Below are 20,596 nucleotides of genomic sequence, written 5' to 3'. Positions count from 1 at the left end.
GGAAATAAACCTGTGCATATACCTGTTCTTTGCCGGCAAATTCAAGTTTGCCTTTGTTTTCTTCCAGGTAATTGGCCCGGTTGATTCCTTCATAACAGGTTTTCCAGATCTCCGTCATGTAACTATTGACAGAAATGGTGGTATAATCATCGATCTGTTGCAGCCCCAATACATCGGTGGCATTTTCTCCCCCGGATACGGAATTGTCAGAAGCTACATCACCTATAACAGGCACCGCCCAGAGCCATTGAAGGGGTGAATAAACGCCGATCAGCATTTTCTGGTAATCGTCGGCTGTTTTAAAATAGTCATCAGCTGTAATCTGGTAATCTTCCCGCGGACTGTATTCGATAAATTTTGTACAGGAAGGAGTGGCGGTTAACAGCGCCATACCAACTGCTATATATATACGATGTTTCATTAGTGTCTTTTTTGGGATTAGAATTTCACGTCAATTCCTGCTGACCAGGTTCTTGCCTGCGGATAAATACCACGGTCAATTCCCGTGTCGAAAATGCCGCCGGATATTTCAGGATCATAGCCTGAATAGTTTGTAAATGTGAGTGCATTTTTAACCTGTGCATATACCCTGATGCGGTTTACTTTGATTCGCTTCATCCAGTTGCTGCTGAGGGTATAACCCAGTTGCAGGTCTTTGATTTTGATGAAAGAACCATCTTCCACATAGCGGTCAGATGCACGTATATTATTGTTGCCATCTACAAATGAGTAGCGCGGATAACGGGCATCGTTGGTAGATCCTTCGCCGGTCCAGCGCCCTAGTACCCCTCTGTATTTATTGGTCATAGCCAGGTTGCGCTCGTAGGCACGATAGATATCATTTCCCACGGATGCATATACGAAGGTGGTAAAATCAAACCCCTTATACTCCAGGTTAAGGCCCCAGCCCATAGTGAAATCAGGAAAAGGGTCGCCTATTTGCGTACGGTCATCTGCGTTAATGACGCCGTCTTTATTCATATCCATATACCGGATATCGCCGGGTTGTGCACCGGGTTGTGCCGAAGCAGCATCCACTTCCGCCTGGTTCTGGAACAGACCATTTGTTTTATAGCCGAAGAAATAACCGGGTGTATATCCCTTTTCAAAGCGGGTAACCTGTTGTCCGGGGATACCATAATTACCACCGGCAATCAATCCGTTATTGGTTTCGGTTACTTCATTTTTAGCTGTAGTGAAGTTAATGTATGTATTCAGCCGGAAATTTTTGCTGAAGGTTTCGGTATAACTCAGGTTGAGATCTACCCCACTGGTACGGGTTGTGCCAATATTTGCAGTAGGTAAAGCCGCCGTTCCGAGGTACAGGGAAAGCGTTGGTGTAAACAATAGACCGCTGATGTTTTTCTGGTAATAATCAGCAGACAAACTCAGTTTATTGTTTAGTATAGCGATGTCAAATCCATAGTTCTGCTGTACCTGCTTTTCCCAGCCAAGTGCATCATTGCGGAAAGAAGATATGGTAGCACCAATGGAGGTTCCATTCTCTCCAAACGTATAACCGGCATTTTGTCCTAATCCGTAGGCATACACTACATTGGAGATCCGTTGAAACTGCGGGCTCACATTTTCGTTACCTGTGGCACCATAACTACCGCGGATTTTGAGGTGGCTGATCAGGTTGCTATTGAAAAAATCTTCATTGCTTACGATCCAGCCCAGCGATCCGGCATAAAAATTAGCAAATTTATTAGCCGGACCAAAAGCATAGGATCCATCCCTACGCGCGGTGAAACTGGCCAGGTACCGGTTATTGTAATCGTAATTAAGCCGGCCGAAATAAGAAAGATTGCGACGCTCATACTGGAAGCTTCCGGCTCCCAACCCGTTGTTAACTGCCAGCCCGGTTGCAGACGAGATATCTGCAAACTCCCATGAATTAAAGGGCACATCCTGGCGAGATGCATCCAGTCCGTTGCCTGTTACTTTTGCAACAGACATACCAACTACTGCATCGAAATTGTGTACCTCATTCAAGTTGAAGGCATAACTGGCAAAGTTTTCCCAGGTGTAGTTATAATAGGTGTTTTTGTATTCGGAAACACTGTTATGCGCACCGGTTCGGGGGGTTCCATCAGCATTGAGCGTGGAATTGATATGCCCGGCTCCATAAAAAGACAGCGGGTTAAAGCTTTTGCCCACCACATTGGTATAAGTATAACCAAACCTCGACGTAAGGTTCAGGTTTTTAATCGGGCTATAGGTCATCTCCAGTTTACCATAGAGTTTATTGGTATTGGATTTATTATAGGTATCGGCCAGTTGGGTAAGCGGGTTGAAAATTTCCGATAAAATATTGGGGCTGGTGGCATACTTACCGTATACAGCTGGATTGGTATTGTAAATAGGGGTGGTAGGATCAAAATTCAACGCATTCGAAATAACTCCATTGATGGAGTTTTCCGCAATACCGGATCCCCGGATATTTACAAAACTGGTATTGGCTGTAAACTTGAGCTTGGAACTGAGGTTATACGTAATATTTGACGTGGCATTCATCCGGCGGAAAAAGGATTTATCTCCCCCGCCTACGATGCCGTCCTGGTTCAGGAAAGAGCCGGATAGGAAATAGGTCATTTTTTCCGAGCCGCCGCGTGCCGTCAGTGAATGGCTTTGGATGGGCGCTTTTTTAAAGATCTGATCCTGCCAGTCGGTTCCTTTACCCAGAGCGCTCAGATCGGGGAAGATCAGGTCTCCGCCACTGGCCACGGAGCCTTCGTTTACGATAGCTGCATATTCGGTAGCGTTTAAAACCCCTATTTTGCTGAAAACTTCCTGGACACCATAGTTTCCGCTGTAAGCAAATTCGGTTTTCTGGTTACGGCGACCAGATTTGGTGCTTACCAGGATCACCCCATTGCCCCCTTTCACCCCATAAATGGAGGTGGTAGCGGCGTCTTTCAGGATATTAATCGATTCAATATCAGCCGCTGGAATAGAGTTGAGGTCGTCCAGGGTTTGAATAGAGCCGTCCACAATTACAACGGGGTCGGTTCCGGTATAAGAAGGAATACCGCGGATTAAAACAGTGGGTTTAGCGCCAGGAGACCCGGGAGAAACTACGGTTACCCCTGAAGCACGACCCTGGATCGCATCTTCTGCGCGCACGGGCCTTAGTTTTTCGATCTCTTTTTCTTTTACCGTGGCGATTGCCCCTGAAATTTTGGTGACTTTCTGGGTTCCGTAACCAACCACCACCACTTCATCCATTTGAGCGGAGCTGGATTGAAGGGTAATACTCAGGACGGAACCGCTGATACGTACTTCCTGATCTACGAAACTGAGCGAGGAAATAGTGAGTGTGGTAGCGGAGGAGGGAACCTCGAGTTTAAAATTCCCATTTTCATCGGTACTGGTTCCCTGGTTGGTGCCTTTCACCAGTATCGAGGCATTTTGAACCGGATTGCCTTTTTCATCAATAACCCTTCCGGTGACGGGTTTGGTTTGGGTAAACCCAAGTACGGCCAATAGCAGACCGACCCAGAGTAGCAATACTCGTCGCAGCACGTTTTTCATATGCAAGCAAATTTTAGTTAGTTCCCGGAGTTTATTTCGCGGGAGGATAAAACTAGGTATCCCGGTTTGCCCTTGCAAGGAAACCTCTACAACAGAACTACATCAAATTTGTATTATACCATTGATAATCAATAGAATTTGACTACATCATCACTACATCATAGCAATTCCGTAAGTTTATAAAATGAAAATTTGCTGGCTGCTTGTTGGCTTATTAGCGACGATTGCGGGAAAGGCCCAGAATACCATCGGCCTGCCCCGGATTATCAATTATACCAAAACGGATTTTCATGGGGGTACACAAACCTGGGATATAAAACAGGACAGTGCCGGCCGGCTCTATTTTGCTAATAATGAGGGATTACTCACCTACGATGGAACTTTCTGGAAAGACTATGCCCTGCCGAATAAAACCATCATGCGATCGCTGGCCGTGGATGAAGCAGGTCGGATTTATGCCGGCGGCCAGGGAGAATTGGGGTTTTTTGCCCCGGACAAACAGGGTGTTTTAACGTATACATCCCTGCTGGGTAAGCTACCCGCGGACCAGCGGAGCATTGCCGATATATGGGATATTGAAGTGCTGGGGTCAGCCGTTTTTTTCCGTGCACTTGATCGGATTATTGAATGGAACAATGGGAAAGCCAGTGTATTCAAAGCACGCTCAGAATGGGTTTGGTTAAAAAAAATGGGCAGTCGTTTATATGCCCAGGATGTAGTACATGGCCTGTTTGAATGGCGCGAGCATCAATGGCAGCCAATTACCGGAAATTCATTTATTCAGTATAAGCCGGTTAATGGTATGCTGCAGCATGGACCTGATTCCATCCTGATGTTAACCGTGCGGGAGGGCGGATTTTGGCTGGTGAAAGACAGTATACAGCCGGCGAAAGCGTTTCCCAAAACCTATTTTCCTTCAGATGTAAACGCCGTGGTAGCCTTAAACCAGCGTGAATTTATGGTGGGAACCGGGTCTTCCGGAGCGTTTGTATTGGATTTTCAGGGCCGGATCATTCAGCAACTGGGTAGAAAGGAAGGATTGCAGAATAATAATATATTAAGTGCATTACTGGATCGCGATGGGAATTTATGGGCCGGGCTTAATAACGGCATTAGTTTTATTGCGTACAATGCCGCTGTCAAATATATTCATCCCAATGTGGAAAATGAGCTGGCGGGATTTGGTGCCAGGATCCTGGACAACCGGCTTTACCTGGCAACATCGGATGGTGCGTATGTAGTAAAACTGGATCCTTCAATGCCCGACCTGAGTTTTGTAAGGGGAAGTTTTGGGTTTATTCCAGGCAGTTCAGGGCAGGTTTGGAGGTTGGATGAGGTGAATCGCCAGCTTCTTATGGCCCATAACAATGGCACCTATTTACTGACACCCGATCAGGCAGAACGTATTGCGCTGGAGCCCGCCTGGATTTTCCAGCCCTTATCGGTTGTATTACCTTCGGAAGAAATACTGGTTGGAAACTATACCGGGTTAAAAAGACTGCGGTTTGCCAACGGACGGTTTTACAATGAAGGCAATCTCAAGGGGTTGTATGAATCGCTTCGTTTTTTGGCGATCGATAACGATGGTAGTATCTGGGCCTCTCATCCGTACAGGGGTATTTATAAAATTACACTATCGGCCGATCGCAGCACCTATGAAACCCGTTTGTTTACTTCTAAAGAAGGCTTGCCATCGGATCTCGGAAACCATGTATTCAGGGTACAGAACAGGGTTTTGTTTGCTACAGAAAAAGGCGCCTATGAATTCGATGCTGCATCGGGTCGTTTTATTAAATCGGAGTTTTTAGGTACTGTATTAGGCGATATGGAGTTGCGGTATCTTAAAGAAGATACAGAAGGAAATGTGTGGTTTGTGAGTGGAAAGCGGATGGGTGCAGTGATGCGAAAGAAAAATGATAAACCAGGGGAACAGGAGGACGACGCTGGAAAAGAAGCGGTGGGTGGTTTTTCAGCACCTGTATTTTTTCCGGAGCTAACCGGGCAGATTTTATCGGGTTTTGAGCAGATCTACCCATATGATGCACGAAATATATTTATTGCCTCGGAGAAAGGACTGATTCATTTTAATATGGAAAAGTACCAATCGAACCGATCGCCGCTGACGGTTCAGATTGGGGAAGTGCGGGCTATCGGCAGGTCTGATAGTATATTATATGCTGGATTTGGCAATTGGTCAGCCCCCCGTTTGCACAGTCAGTTCAGTTCTTTCCGGTTTGAATTCAGTTCTCCCTATTATGGTTTACCGAATACCATTGAATACAGCTATATGCTGGAAGGTTTTGATTCAGACTGGAGTGAGTGGTCAATTCGTACGGGGAAAGATTATACGAACCTGACAGGAGGTAATTATGTATTTAAAGTACGGGCAAGAACCAATCTTGGTCGGGAATCAGCGCCGGTGGCGTACCGGTTTTCTGTTGCGCCGCCCTGGTATAAAAGCAGTTATGCTTATTTGCTCTATACGTTATTGGGGATATTGCTGGTTGTGGCGCTGGTGCGCTGGCAACGGTATAAACTGCGGCAGCAATTATTAAAGTTTGAAGAAAAGCAGCGGCAGTTGGAGATCCTGCATCAGCTGGAGATTGAGCAGAATGAAAAAGCGATCATCCAGTTACAGAATGAAAAACTGGAGCAGGAAGTGCGGTATAAGAACAAAGAGTTAGCGGATGCGGCACTTCATTTGGTAGAGCGGACGGATGCCTTGGCCCGGGTAAAAGAAGAGTTGCAGAAATTGTACAAGTCCGGCGAGCATGATAATAGTTTGAAAAAAGCTATGCAGTTGGTGCATGACATTGAGCGGAACAATGAGAACTGGGATCGTTTTGCTGCCCGTTTTGATGAGATCAATGATGATTTTTTAAAAAAGATGAAGGGGCGGTATCCCCAGCTTACGGGTACTGATTTAAAATTGTGCGCTTATTTGCAGCTTAATATGTCTTCCAAAGAAATTGCCCAGCTGATGAATATTTCTTTGCGGGGTGTGGAGATTTCGAGGTATCGCCTGCGGAAAAAATTACAAATTCCGACGGAAAAAAGTTTTCCGGAGTTTTTTTCATCGTTTTAGACGTCAGACAGGTGTTAGAACACAGTTCTAACACCTGTCTGACGTCTTCCATTCCCACCCGACCAAAAACAGTATTATTGATACTTCTGCCGAAAAATACAGCCAACCGAAGACAGTCAGTTCTTTCAAGAAAGGAGATAGTAGCCAAGCAGTGAGTATACAATACGCTGCGTTGCCCAACGCAATGCCACGCAGCAGGATTTTTCCGTAAGACGGTTGGAAAAAAGCATAGGTAACTAATGAATAAGACGCCAACACCACAGCTATTCCTCCCAATAAACAGGTAGTGTTCCTGGGTAAGCCGAATAAATCGGGGAAAAGCGACGGTACAAATAGTAAACTACTTGCCGTTAGCAAAGCACCTATTCCATCTATCAGAAAAATTGTTCTGGTCGAAAACATGTTGTTAAATTATTGGGTAATCATTACCTCCTGCATGATCTGCACCACATCCCGCAGCTCGGCATCTTCCAGATGACCAAAGCCCATACGCATGGCCGTGAGGTTCTTTTGTTGATATAACAAGGTTCTTGGAATAAATAGGTCGCGGGCTTCACAGGCTTTGCTGAATTGCCCAAGATTTAAGGCATTCTTCCATTTCAGCCAAATGGCAAGTCCGCCTCCCGGCGCTTCAAAGCTAAGCTGTTCGGCCAATGCTGCCTTCAATAGATCCACCGTTCTATTTCGTCTTTCCTTGTAGATGGGCAAAGATTTTTTTAAAAGGCGGTGCATCTCTCCTTCTTCAATCAACTCTCCCAACACCTGCTCCAGCAGCGGATCTCCCTGGCGGTCTACCACCTGTAAATGCTTTCGTAATTCTGCAATCAGGTTTTCCGGAGCTATCACAAAACCAGTGCGAAATCCAGGAGCCAGTAATTTCCCAAAACTTCCGCAATAAACAACCATTCCGCCCGTATCGGCACTGGCCAATGGTAGAACCGGGCTTTTATCATACTGGAAATCATAATCAAAATCATCTTCCAGTATTACAAAACCAAACTCAGTAGCCATATTTAATAATTCTATTCGCCTCCCGGCACTTAAGGGTACTGTTGTTGGGTAATGATGATGCGGGGTAAGGTACACCAATCGAACCGCTTGTTTTTCGCAAAGCTTTCGGACCGCCAACGTGTCAATTCCTTCCGCATCCACCGGAACGGTTTTGATGCGGGCACCCGCCTGTTGAAAAATCATATTCATGCTGTAATAACCAGGGGTGCCTACCACCACCGTGTCAACGGGCTGCAAAAGCAGGCTGGCTGTTATAAAAAGGCTCATTTCTGTGCCCCGGGTTAGCAGAATATTATCCGGAGAAATATGAAGTCCGCGTGTAAGGTTCAGGTAATTGGCCAGCTGTTTCCTGAAAAACAGATTGCTTTCCGATATATGATAGCCAAGATGCCTGCGATTCATTTTACGTTTCAGGCTGGCACTGTAATAACGGCCTAACTGATCCAGGGGTAAAAGCCGATAGTCTGGTAGCCCATCGTTCAGGACGAGCCGGGTATTGCCTGCTTCCATCGGGTTGTCTAGCAGGTTCGATTTTCTGAAATAAAAGCCGGTTTGAAGGGGATAATGGACCAGGCGACTGGTTATGCCAGATTGGAATTTTGTAGGTTTTGGATCAACTTTCCCGATAATAAAACTGCCTTTATTGGGATGGATCTCCAGCCAGCCCTGGGCATCCAGCTCCTGACAGGCCATGATGATGGTGTTCCGGTGCACTCGTAAGGCAGTAGCCAGCTGCCGGCTGCCGGGCAGGCGGGTACCAGCAGGAAGGTATTGACGTTGGATGGCATTGATGATCTGGTGAGCAATCTGTAGGTAAACAGGTGTGCTGGAACCACGATCGATCTGTATGATTGATTCAAATGGAATTGTAACCGGACTAGCCATAATATACAAACTGGTACAGTAATGCAGACCGGCAAGGTACTAGATTTGCCGGCAAATTGAACAGGATATATGTATCAACAGATGGACAGAAATTTTTTTGCAAGCCGTTTAATACTGCTAACAGTAGCGGTAACAGGTGTTCATTCGATGGCAGTTTCGCAGGAAAAAGGCATGGAACTAGACCCGGTAACGGTAACAGCTTCGGTTAATCCAATTCAGACCTCGCGTACCGGACGCAATGTTTTCGTTATAAAAGGCGATCGTTTTATGGATTTACCGGTGCAGTCGGTAGATGAGTTGTTGCGCTTTTTGCCGGGCGTGGAAATGCAGCTACGCGGACCAGCAGGTAGTCAGGCTGATATAGTAATACGTGGCGGTAGTTTCCAGCAGGTATTGGTGTTATTAGATGGAATGCGGTTGAATGATCCGAATACCGGCCATTTTTCGGCCTATATTCCACTGGCACCTGCTGAAATTGATCGGATAGAAATTCTGAAGGGAGCAGGTTCTGCCATTTATGGCGCGGAAGCGGTAGGAGGTGTTGTCCATATTATTACACGTACCTATGCTGCGCGGGCAGAAGCTGCTGATACCGTAGCAGTGCAGGCGCAGGGGGCCATTGGTGAATATAAATACGGCTCGGTGCAGGCCGGAGCATTTATCCGCAAAAACCGTACAGCATTCAGTGCAGGAATCTTATCAAACCATGCTGATGGGCAATTGCAACGAGGTACCCGGGGGTTCTTTCACAATAACACGGTTTCTCTTTCGGGCGCACAATGGCTGAACGATCGCTGGAAACTGAGCGCAAGGGTGGCATTGGATGATCGAGATTTTGGGGCGCAGAACTTTTATACCACGTTTGCATCGGATACGGCGAAAGAAAAAATAAAAAGCTGGTGGACGCAGTTACAGGTGCAACGGGTAGGTAAAAAAGACCGTTTGCTGATGGATATCGGTTATAAACATCTGGTAGATGAATTTGCATTCAATAAAAGCTCGGTCGCCAATCGCAGCGTAAGTGAATTGGTGCAGGCACAGGTACGGGATGAAATTCAGTTGACAGAAAAAACCGGGCTTACCGCGGGGATGCAGTTTATCAGTAAAAAAATTGCGTCTAATGACCGAGGCAATCATACGGTATTGCAGGGAGGCGCTTTTCTGGTGATGAATCAACAATTGGGCGAGCATTGGATGATAAGTCCCGCCTTGCGACTCGAATGGAATGAGCGCTCGAACTGGGAATGGGTACCACAGGTAAACATTTCTTATCGGGCCGGCGATTGGCAATTACGTGGTAGCGGAGGTAAAACAATCCGCGACGCTGATTTCACCGAACGGTTTAATAATTATAACAGGGCATTGGTAACAGGCGGCCGTATTGGCAATCCGGATCTGAATCCTGAGCGTTCCTGGTCGTATGAGCTGGGGGCGGATTATTTTGTAACTACCCGGTTTAAGTTGGCAGCAACTTATTTTCAGCGGTTTCAGGAGCAGTTGATCGACTGGACGAATACGCCTTATGCAGAAATGCCCCGCAAGGACAATTTATCACCAACGGGGGCCTATGCCCTGGCAAAAAATATTGCCCGTGTGAATACGCGGGGGGTGGAGCTGGATGGACAATACCGACAAAAATTTGGCGATAAAAAGGAACTCTGGCTGAATGCCGGGCTTACCTGGATTGAATCGAAAGGAAGTGAATCCACCCCCTCTTTGTATTTATCATCTCATGCGCGTTGGCTGAGTAATCTAAATGCACAGGTTCAGATCGGACGGTTTTATATGAGTGTGGGTGCCTTGTATAAATATCGTATGGCTCAGCAAGCTGCCGGAATTGGCGCTGTGTTGGAGCCGGATTATTTCCTTTTTAATGGAAAACTGCAGGCGGCAGTATGGCAGGCGCGCTTGAGGGTTTTTGTGCAGGTCGATAATATTTTCGATGTGGCTTACCAGGATCTTTTGGGTTCGGTTATGCCGGGCCGCTGGGTGATGGGTGGATTGTCGTTCCGGCTCTAGTAAGGCGTCAGATAGGTGTTAGAACATGTGTCTGACACCTAGGCACCTAGGAAGCCTTCGGGTGCTTGGGAGAGGGTTCCTTTTTTGCGGGCCGCCTAGGTTTATCAAGATCAATAACGTTGATTACCGTACGGATTACAGCTATTATCTCAGGTGCTCCGATACCCAATTGTTGTGCATTGGTATTAGCAGGCGCAATAGATATGCTGGTAGGATCAAAAAGAACATAGTTAACCAGGCTATCGCCCTGTTGGGTGTACTCAGGAACATATACCTGGATGGTGGTTTTTTTGTATCCATCCGGGTAATAACGAACAAAAAAGCCATCTGAATGCTGGTACCATTGGTTCAGTTGGAATTCAGGATGCCGCATCTGAGAAACTGTTCTTGGTACCGCAATCCGTTCGTATGCTTCATAGGAATGCACACCGGTATTGAAAACTTGTTGGATATCGCCCAGGGCTCCGGAGGATGGCATAACAGCCGCTACCGTTTTAACAAGGCCCACAACGCCACCGTTTAATTCAAAAATCTGCTTCGGATGGAGTAGTTTTCGACCGGTAAATTGAACAGGGCTGGGTAGTTTGTTGAATTCTGTTTTGCTGACAACCCCCCATAGGAGCAATTGAATATTTCGTTGATCCAGGGAAGTTTCATAGTAAGAGTTACGCAAAATTGTTTCAATTATTTCTTTTCTGGGGTGGTTCAGGGGAACCTGGAAATAGGCATCCCGGGAGGAGGGATCCGGGGTTCCTGGTTGAAGGCAATAGGTTTTAAACGCGGCGGCATAAAAACCGGGTTTAAGAATATAGGCCCCGTTTTCAGTTTGCGCCTGTTCAACCAAACTGGCCGGTACAGTATCAGTAAGGGTAAGATTTTTTACGCTATAGCCGGCAGCAGGTTGGCTTTTGGCAGTTTCTTTGGAGGAGGAGCAGGCTGCTACAAGCAGTGTTATCGATAAACCAGTCAATAAAGAGTATTTCAAGGGATACTAATTTTGCGGTGAATCATTCAATTCTCTCCGGCCTAAACGGCTGTTTTTCCAATTCCTAACGTTTGGAGCGGGAAACTATTGTAGACGTCAGACAGGTGTTAGAACAAGGTTCTAACACCTGTCTGACGTCTAAACGATAATTTTGAGAAATTATGAAAGCCGGAGTATTGTTCCAAGCCTGTTTTTTATTGGTATTGCCCCTGTGGGGAGCCGCCCAACCTGCTATACCAGCAACGCCTCCCGTACAAGTAATCATTCTTGATGAAAACCTGCAGGCCCTGGAATTTGTCAGTATCCAGGTACTCAAGCCAGCCGATTCCACCCGCCTGTTTTCCAGCATAACCGACTCCACCGGCAGAATCGACTTGCCCGAGCTTCCCTATGGCAATTACCTGCTTTGCGCCAGCAGGGTAAATTTTGAACCCACCTGCCAACTCATAACCCTTCAAAAAGAACAGGGAAGCACCCCACGTACCTATACCATCCGGCTGCAACCTGCCGGACAACTTGAAACAGTTACCATCACTGCCAAAAAACTACCGGTTCAATTCCTGCCGGATCGAACCATTCTTAAAGTAGATGCCAGCATCAATAATGCAGGGGCTACCGCCCTGGAGGTATTGGAACGAGCGCCCGGCATTACCATCGATAAAGACGGCGCTATCAGCATGAAAGGCCGTAACCAGGTGTTGGTTATGATCGATAACAAACCCAGCTACCTGACCGGCCAGGAACTTAGCGCACTGCTTCAGGGAATGAGCAGCAATGATATTGAAAGCATTGAACTGATCGATAATCCCCCCGCCCGCTATGACGCAGCCGGCAACGGCGGAATCATCCATATAAAACTCAAAAAAAACCGCCAGAGAGGATTTAATGGAAACCTCAGCCTATCTGCCGGACAGGGGGTTTATCCCAAAACAACCAACGCAGTTTCCGTGAATTATTACAGTGGAAAAATTAATGCATTTGGTAGCTATAGTTTCACCGCTAACCAGAATTACCTGGATATGTATGCCCTGCGTACGTATTACAAAGAGGAAAGCCAACAGGTACAATCAAGATTGGAACAACCTACCTGGTTCCAGTCTACCGCAAAAAACCATACTGTTCGCGCCGGGCTGGATTATTTTCTTACTAAAAAAACCACCATCGGAACCAGCTTTTCCGGCACCTTGATAGATAGAAAAGGCAAGGGAAACGGTATTGCCAGCTGGCTCTCTGCTACCGGACAGGCTGACTCGCTTATTCAAACCCGGAACAATAATGGTACCGACTGGAAAAATGCGTCCATCAACCTTAACCTCCGGCACCAGTTTAACGCCAGGCAATTGCTAACGGCCGATCTTGACTGGCTCGGTTATCAAATCAACGGGCACCAGCTTTTTCAGAACCAGCGAAATGATCGGGTTCAATATACAGAAGCCCAAGCCGGGCAGTTACCCGCCTCTATCCGTATTCTCTCCTTCAAAGCTGATCACCAGCTGCAACTTCCACATGCATTCCTTCTGGAAACCGGCATAAAGCTGGCTGCCACCTCCACCAATAGTAAAGCTGCTTATTCCATTAACCAGGGCATGGGATGGGAAGATGATCTGGCCAGAAGCAATCATTTCTTATACGATGAACAGATAACGGCTGCGTATGCAAGTATTCAGCGAAAAGCGAATCGTTGGTGGTACCAGGCGGGACTACGATATGAACATACCGCTTATGATGCGCATCAACTGGGCAATGCGGTGGTAAAAGATTCGGCATTCTCGAACAGGTATGGTAATTTTTTTCCTAACCTGCAGGCCAGTTTTCGGCTTGATTCCAGTCATGAAATCAGCCTTACTGCCAGTAAACGAATAGATCGTCCGCCTTACCAAAAGCTGAACCCTTTTATTTTTATCATCAATAAATATACCTACCAGAGCGGAAATCCATTGATGAAACCCCAGTTCACCTATTCCTTTGCACTAACGCATCGTTTCAAGGAAAAGCTCAATACCAGTATTTCGTACAGCGATTCACGTGATTACTTCTCGCAGATTTTTTTATCAGATAGTACCGGTACGTTTTTTTATTCAGAAGGTAACCTGGGCAAGCAAAAGATACTGGCACTTTCCATCGCTTATTCAGACCTTCTGCTGCCCTACTGGACACTTAGCGTGCAGGGCGATTTGCAACACAAACAGCTGGAAGGTTTTGTCTGGAAAGCATTAAAAGCCTCCATTACCCAGGTCAGTTTATCCATGAATAATCAGTTCAAGCTGACTAAAAAATGGTCGTTGGAGCTGAGTGGGTATATGATAAGCAGAAGCCAGGCCGATATTCAGGAGGTCGTAGAGCCGACGGGTCAGGTTGGAATAGGGCTTGCCCGTCAACTACTTAAAAACAAAGCCAGCCTCAAACTTTCGGCAAGAGATGTTTTTTATACGCAGGATATGGAGGGGTTGACCTTATTTAACCAGGCCGATGAATATTTTCGTCTTCAGCGCGATACCAGGGTAGTACACCTGGCATTCACCTGGCGTTTTGGAAAGGCCGGTAAAACCAGCACCCGGCGCAACAGCAAAGTAGAAGAAGCAGACCGGGTCAGCGGCTAAATAGAACAGTTGTCTTTATAAATAAAGAGAGCCGGAAAACCGGCTCTCTCTGATCAGCAATTAATTTTTCTTTCTTTTTTTCGAACGCTTTTTGGTGGGTTTTACCGGCTCTTCTTTTGCACGGAGGTCTTTGATCCGGATATTACGGAAGAAAAGAGTGTCGCCATGGCCCAGAAATCCAATATGCCCGGTGCTGCGTTTTAACCCGGGATGTTCCCGCTTATCAACCGTTCCATTGGCTGCAGCAGCAGCAAGATCCCCCTCCAGGATAACGGTGCCGTTCAGTGTTACTTTAATTTTGTTACCGATTAATTCAATTTCCTCCTCATTCCATTCGCCTACCGGTTTTAAGTAACCGCGTTTGGCAGGAAGTACACCATAAACGGAACCATGGTACTGATAAACCTGTAGATTTTTATAAATATCCGCATCATTATCAAGGATCTGAACTTCCATGCCTTCATAGGCAGCATCTCCTTCCAGGGGTGCGCGCAAGCCCACTCCATTGTTGGCGCCAGGGGTTAGTTTGAATTCAAAACGGTAAATAAAATCGGCGTATTCATCTTTCGTGTAGAGGTTACCGTTACCACCTCTTTTGGGATAAACAGCCAGGTTGCCATCTTCAATGATATAAGCGGATTTGTTACCCACCCATTCATGCAGGCTGCTGCCATCGAACAATACTTTAAAGCCGGCAGCTTTCTCCGCGTCACTGAGCGTAAATGGTTCCGGGGTTTTGATTTCGCGCAGGTAAATATCGCGGTAGGCCACATAGGTTCCGTGGGCCTGCAGTTCAATTTGTTCTTCCCTGAAAAGTGGCAGGCTGCGATCCCAGTAATTTTCTAAGGGCACTTTATCTGCTACCAGTTTGCCGTTCAGGTAAACGGTTACCATATCGCCTTCCATCAGGATGCGAAACTGGTTCCAGTCGCCAATAGCATTATCTGCCAGCACCAGGGGTTTACTTGGATTTTTCTGGTTATTATATAGTCCGCCCGATCCTACTTCCGCGCCAACATCGCGGCGGGAGGTATCCCATATCTGCACCTGTGGTGTTCCTCTCAGGTAAATACCGGCATCGCCATCCTTGGTAATTTTCCAGTCAACAAAGAGTTCGAAATCGCGGTAAGCTTTATCGGTACAGAGGTTATCGCCATGCCCGTTAAAAACAAGTAAGCCATCCTTCACCGACCAGCCTTCGCGCATTTTGGCATTGGCTTTATCCTGTTCGCGTGCCAGGGTTATGGCATCCATCTTGGAGCGGGAAATAGGGTTGCCCACCAGGCCTTTCCAGCCACTCAGGTCGCGTCCGTTAAACAGGGGCAGGAAGTCTCCCTCTTTCGGCAAGCTGGCCAAATGTTTGCGTACGGCGGCTTTCAGGTAATCGCTTTCATTTCCGGAAAGGCTGGCAATTGCTTTTTCCAGGATTTGATGAATCTGCGCTCCTTTTAACTGGGGGTTATTGAGGCAGGCGTTCATAACGGCATTGGCTGCAGCATTTTTTAGACCGGTATTATTCAGGAATTCGGCCGTGTAAAATACAGATGGGTAGGTACTGATTTTCCCTAATTCATTCAATAGTGTTGCCTGTTGGCGCTGGTCGGCTTTCGGCAGCAGGTCGCGGATCATCAGGTATTTGTTTTCACCGGTTTGATTGCTCATGCGAACCTGCTGTATAAATGCAGTAAGCAGCGCATTGGTAAGTTCCGGAGACTGGCTGCTGGAGGCCAGTTTAAAAACCGCATTCAGGGCCTCGCCATTTTTCCAGCCGCCTAAAGCGGTGGCCATTTTTAGTTGGGCGGCTGAAGAAGCTTTCTCATATCCCCCCGTAACTTCCTGCTGAAAGGTAGTTCCTCCCAGGGAAGCCATTACCCGGTAATAATTAGCTTGTTTTTCCGGGGGTAGTGAGCGATATACATTCAGCAGTTGTTTGGTTTGCAGGGTTGGGTTTTTAATTCCGTTTAAAGCGCTGATAACAATATCCTGCCGGTTTTTCAGGTCTGCTTCAGAGGGGCCGTTGGCTAATAAAGGAAACAGGCTTTCCAATTGCTCGGGGATGACCATCTGCGTTAGTGAGCGGGCGGCAGCTTCCTTAAGTTGAGTATCCTCGCTGCTCAGGTAGGGAAGTACCAATGGTACCTGGGCGGAAGCAGCTCTTTCTCCAAGTAGCTGAATGCTTGCTGCCTTGCCCGCGGTATTTGCAGCTGGCAATACGGCCGCGGCTGTTTCTATGGCCGCTGTCGGGCTTGCGAGCAGCATGGCTTTGGTAATGGATTCCGCTTCCTCAGCAGCGGCTGTTTTGAGGTATACCCCCAGTATAGGTAACACCTTATCACCGGCCAGCTGAACCGCTGCATTCATACTGTTTTTGCGAATGGCCGGGTCTTTGGATTCCAGCAATTGAAGGGCAAGGGGAGCCGCTGCTTTAATGCCTTTCTCCGCAAATGCGTTCACCAGTTCTGATTTAGCCACGGGTGTAAGACTGCTGGCATTTTTTAACCAGGCAGCTGCTGTTTCGTTGGTGAGATAAGGCGATGCAAATTGGAGGGCGGCCTGCCGGTATTCAATGTTTTTGTCTTTTAAAGCTGCCATCAGGGTGGGAACCGCTGCATCTCCCTGCAGGTTGCAGAGCAATTTTAATACTGCAATGCGGGTTGCAGACTGGTTAGGCTGCTGCAGACTGTTCATCAGCGCCGTTGCTTTTTTCAGGGTACTGGCTTTATTGCCCGTTTGTGCGCCCAGCAACTGAAGATAGGCAGCAGAGGCTTCGTTGTTTTCAAAACGATAGCCGGCCTGTTTGGCAGCGGCTGCCAGCATTGATTCGGCCGCTGGTGTACCGATAGAAGCAAGTGCATAGTAGGCGGCATTTTTTAAGGGGCCGTCGGCCTCTTTAGCAATAGTTAAAATTGCCGTACCGGCTGGTTGGTATTTTGCATGGCCGAGTGCCTGAACAATGGCCAGCTTGCTGTTTGCATCTGCTGCGTTCAGTGCTTCGGTCAGGGAAGCCAGTGCTTCCGGGGTATTGATCGCTGCCATTGCCCTGCTGGCTGCGTCTACCAGCCGGGGGTTACCAAGGAGGGGCTTAAGAAAGGGCAGGGCATCGTTTTTACCCACTATTTCGAGTTGTGCAACCAGAAATTGTTGGGTTACCGGGTCTGTAACCTGTTCCAATGCCTTACCGTATGCGCTGGTAGCAAGTGCCCGCCAGTTTTCTCTGCCGGTTTGAGTAGAATAAAAACTAAAACCCGATACAGCAAAATGTTGCCGGCTTTTATCGCCGGAACCGTTGAGTTGTTTGATTAATTCGATCAACCCGTTTTCGCCCAGGTCGGCAACCGCTTTGGCATTGGCAATCAGTTCAGCCGAATCGGCTGCAGGGGCTTTTGCGAGGAGATCTGCAATTTTGGTGGGGATGGTTCGGTTCTGATCGGTTTGTGCTAGTACAGTAGAAGTGGCCTGCGTCAGTGCGCCGGTCAGTAATAGCGAGAGAACTGTATATTTCATATTGAGCTTGTCGGAATGAATGAATTAAATTGACCAGGGGCCGCGCATCGGCGGGTTGATTAAGCGATTGGCGCCTTCATCGTTAAGAAAGACCTGCTGAACAGGGTCGAACTGTAAGGATCTTCCAAGTTGAAGCGCAATTTTTCCCATATTGATGATGGTGCAGGAGCGATGACCGTTTTCTTCATTGAGGGCAAATTTCTTGCGACCTTTTACGGCCTCCACAAAGTCGGTGGTTACCGGAGCGGGGTCGGGGAATTCTGCCAGTTTACGTTCAATATCCGGAATGGTGCATTGAAAACCTTTATAGAGTTTGCCCTTTGGGCCTTCGATATAAGCCGCATCTGTCATTGAACCATCGCCATCCAGAATGATCTGGCAGCCATCGGCATAAGTGTAGGTGATTTTATTCCAAATGCCTACCGCATCGTCGTGTTGCTGCGGGGCATCAACGCTTACATGTATGGGAGAATCGTTGTCTTTACCCAGGAAATACTGGATGGGGTCAAGGTAATGTTGTCCCATATCACCCAATCCGCCGCCATCGTAATCCCAATAGCCGCGGAAGGTGGTATGAACACGATGGGTGCTATAGGGTTTAAATGGGGCGGGGCCCAGCCACATTTCATAATCGAGTTCCTGCGGAACGGGTTCGGTGGGCAGGTCGGTTTTTCCAACCCAGTAAAATTTCCAGTCGAATCCCGTATGACGGCTTACGGTTACCTTAAGGGGCCATCCCAGCAGGCCGGAGTCTACCAGTTTTTTGATGGGTTTTACGGTGGTGTTCATGCCGTAAAAATTGTCGCTGAACCGGAACCAGGTATTAAGGCGGAAAATCCGGCCATGTTGTTGAACGGCTTCCAGTACTCTTTTTCCTTCACCGATGGTGCGGGTCATTGGTTTTTCGCACCAGATATCTTTTCCGGCCTTGGCTGCATCTGCGGCCATTATACCGTGCCAGTGAGGTGGGGTGGCGATGTGAACAATATCTACTTCAGGCAGGTTAATGAGTTCGCGGTAATCGCGGAAAGTTTTTACGCCGTTACCTCCACCCAACGCCTGCAGGGCCAGTTGGATATGTCGGGTATCTACATCGCAGATAGCGACGGTGCGGGTACCGGCATATTCAAAATGCCCGCGTCCCATGGCGCCTACTCCAATTACTCCTTTCGTAAGGGTATCACTGGGGGCTAAATACCCGCGTCCTAATACATGGCGGGGAACGATCGTAAAAGCGGCAATGGTTCCGACTGCGTTTCGCAGGAAACGTCGCCGTGAGTTTCTCTGTTGGCTTGACATAATTCAGGAATGATTTTGCGTGCTTAAGTTACGGCTTTTAGACGTCAGACAGGTGTTAGTAAAGTGTACTAACACCTGTCTGACGTCTAAAAGGGTAAAATTTAGGTAAAGCGCTGAACCGATTGAAGATAGATTTGGTATCAAATCAGTAAAAATCGATTGCCCATGCAAAAATTACTGTACCGGGTGTTTTTGTTTGCCAGCCCTTTTATTTTCTCTTCCGTACTTACCGCCCAGCCCCAACCCCATCATGGACTTGTTTTTGATAGTTTGTCGAAACAGTGGGATGAAGCCCTTCCCCTCGGAAATGGACTTATTGGAGCGCTTATCTGGCAAAAAGAGGGCCGGCTCAGGTTTTCGCTGGATCGGGCAGATCTCTGGGATCAGCGCCCTATGAAAGGCCTGCACCGCCCGGAGTTCAGCTACCAATGGGTGTTTGAAAAAGTAATTCAGCAGGACTATGCACCCGTTCAACGCAATTTTGACCATCCGTATGACCGGGAACCCGCCCCTACCAAAATTCCCGGAGGGGCCCTTGAATTTCAAAGTCCGGGTTTGGGAAAATCTACCGCGGTGGTATTGGATATAGCAAAAGCAGAAGCCAGGGTTAACTGGTTATCCGGCACCCGGCTGAAAAGCTTTGTGCACGCCAGCTTACCGGTCGGATATTTCCGGTTCGACGAAGTGCCGGCAGATTTTACCCCTGAGCTACTAGCCCCCCGCTACCAGGGATCGGTTGCCCATACCGGTGATCCGGTGGGAGGAGATGATCTGGCGCGACTGGGTTATGCGCAGGGAGCCATGCACCGTGGTGCGAATAGCATAGAATATGAACAGGAAGGATGGGGTGGATTCCGATACCGGATTTTAGTAAAATGGAAACGGATCGGCAAACGTGCCCTGGAAGGGGTTTGGACCATTGAAACCGTTCATCCCGAAAACCTGGGACAGGGTTTCCGCCAAACCGCTGGCTCATCTGCCGCCGGGTACAGTGCCGCTGATTCCCTGTTGAACATCGGGTATAAAAAAGCATTCGCAACCCATTTGTTATGGTGGAACCAATACTGGTCAAAGTCAACGCTTCGGGTACCTGATCCCGTTATAGAAAAGCAATGGTACCTTGAACAATACAAATTCGGGTCGGCTGCCAGGGAAAATGCACCCCCGATTTCTCTCCAGGCGGTCTGGACTGCAGACAATGGACGGATTCCACCCTGGAAAGGAGATTATCATCACGATCTCAATACCCAGTTAAGCTATTGGCCTTCCTATACGGCTAATCATTTGCAAGAAGCCATGGGTTACCTGAATCACCTGGACGAAAACAAAAAGAACTATCAACGCTATACCAAACGTTATTTTGGTGTCGACGGACTGGCGGTACCGGGTGTAACAACGTTGGATGGAACGGAAATGGGCGGTTGGATCCAATACAGTTTATCGCCCACGGTCAGTGCCTGGCTGGCGCATCATTATAACCTGCAATGGGAATACAGCCGGGATACAGCTTTTCTGCGCAACCGGGCGTATCCCTGGTTAAAAGAAGTGGCCAGATTTATTGAAGCGATAACGGTGGTAAATGAAAAGGGCGAGCGGCAACTACCGATCAGTTCAAGTCCGGAAATACATGAAAATTCTTTATCGGCCTGGTTCCGCCAGTCGAGTAATTATGAT

9 protein-coding genes and 1 pseudogene are annotated in these 20,596 nt (G+C 47.6%); 4 read left to right on the top strand and 6 right to left on the bottom strand.

Annotated elements, in window-relative coordinates; translation table 11 throughout:
- Both A1D16_RS11245 and A1D16_RS11240 read right to left on the bottom strand, forming a co-directional pair.
- A partial coding sequence (locus A1D16_RS11245; protein WP_290709475.1) for a hypothetical protein occupies positions 1-421 on the bottom strand: 421 nt, incomplete at its 3' end.
- Between the two features lie 17 nt (positions 422-438).
- On the bottom strand, positions 439-3,534 hold the full coding sequence (locus A1D16_RS11240) for a TonB-dependent receptor (RefSeq protein WP_290709473.1): 3,096 nt from the start codon (positions 3,532-3,534) through the stop codon (positions 439-441).
- A 184-nt stretch (positions 3,535-3,718) separates the two neighbouring features.
- Between A1D16_RS11240 and A1D16_RS11235 the strand changes: the two genes are divergently transcribed.
- Entirely contained in the window at positions 3,719-6,619 is a 2,901-nt protein-coding gene (locus tag A1D16_RS11235) for a two-component regulator propeller domain-containing protein (protein WP_290709471.1), read from the top strand.
- A gap of 411 nt (positions 6,620-7,030) precedes the next feature.
- On the opposite strand, the gene A1D16_RS11230 is transcribed toward A1D16_RS11235, so the two are convergent.
- The gene (locus tag A1D16_RS11230; protein ID WP_290709469.1) at positions 7,031-8,515 is read right to left on the bottom strand and encodes a PLP-dependent aminotransferase family protein; all 1,485 of its coding nucleotides are present in this window, start codon (positions 8,513-8,515) and stop codon (positions 7,031-7,033) included.
- Positions 8,516-8,584: 69 nt separating this feature from the next.
- On the opposite strand from A1D16_RS11230, the gene A1D16_RS11225 reads away from it, so the two are divergent.
- A complete protein-coding gene (locus tag A1D16_RS11225) occupies positions 8,585-10,534 on the top strand; it encodes a TonB-dependent receptor (protein ID WP_290709467.1) in 1,950 nt (649 codons plus the stop codon).
- Between the two features lie 46 nt (positions 10,535-10,580).
- Here the strand turns inward: A1D16_RS11225 and A1D16_RS11220 are convergent, their stop codons facing one another.
- Entirely contained in the window at positions 10,581-11,519 is a 939-nt protein-coding gene (locus A1D16_RS11220; protein WP_290709465.1) for a hypothetical protein, read from the bottom strand.
- A 161-nt stretch (positions 11,520-11,680) separates the two neighbouring features.
- On the opposite strand from A1D16_RS11220, the gene A1D16_RS11215 reads away from it, so the two are divergent.
- Positions 11,681-14,119, top strand: coding sequence for an outer membrane beta-barrel protein (locus A1D16_RS11215; RefSeq protein ID WP_290709463.1), 2,439 nt, complete (start codon positions 11,681-11,683; stop codon positions 14,117-14,119).
- 60 nt (positions 14,120-14,179) lie between these two features.
- Here A1D16_RS11215 and A1D16_RS11210 read toward each other — a convergent pair whose 3' ends face one another.
- Positions 14,180-17,623 carry a DUF1080 domain-containing protein gene (locus A1D16_RS11210; protein WP_290709461.1) on the bottom strand — a complete coding sequence of 1,148 codons (3,444 nt, stop codon included), beginning with the start codon at positions 17,621-17,623 and terminating at the stop codon, positions 14,180-14,182.
- 24 nt (positions 17,624-17,647) lie between these two features.
- Positions 17,648-18,922, bottom strand: coding sequence for a Gfo/Idh/MocA family oxidoreductase (locus A1D16_RS11205; protein ID WP_290709459.1), 1,275 nt, complete (start codon positions 18,920-18,922; stop codon positions 17,648-17,650).
- 165 nt (positions 18,923-19,087) lie between these two features.
- Here A1D16_RS11205 and A1D16_RS11200 point away from each other — a divergent pair.
- Positions 19,088-20,596: pseudogene (locus tag A1D16_RS11200) on the top strand (hypothetical protein); the annotation flags it as partial.

The organism is Flavihumibacter sp. CACIAM 22H1 (assembly GCF_001601815.1).
GTDB lineage: Bacteria > Bacteroidota > Bacteroidia > Chitinophagales > Chitinophagaceae > Flavihumibacter.
This window is presented reverse-complemented; position numbering and strand designations above follow the sequence as displayed.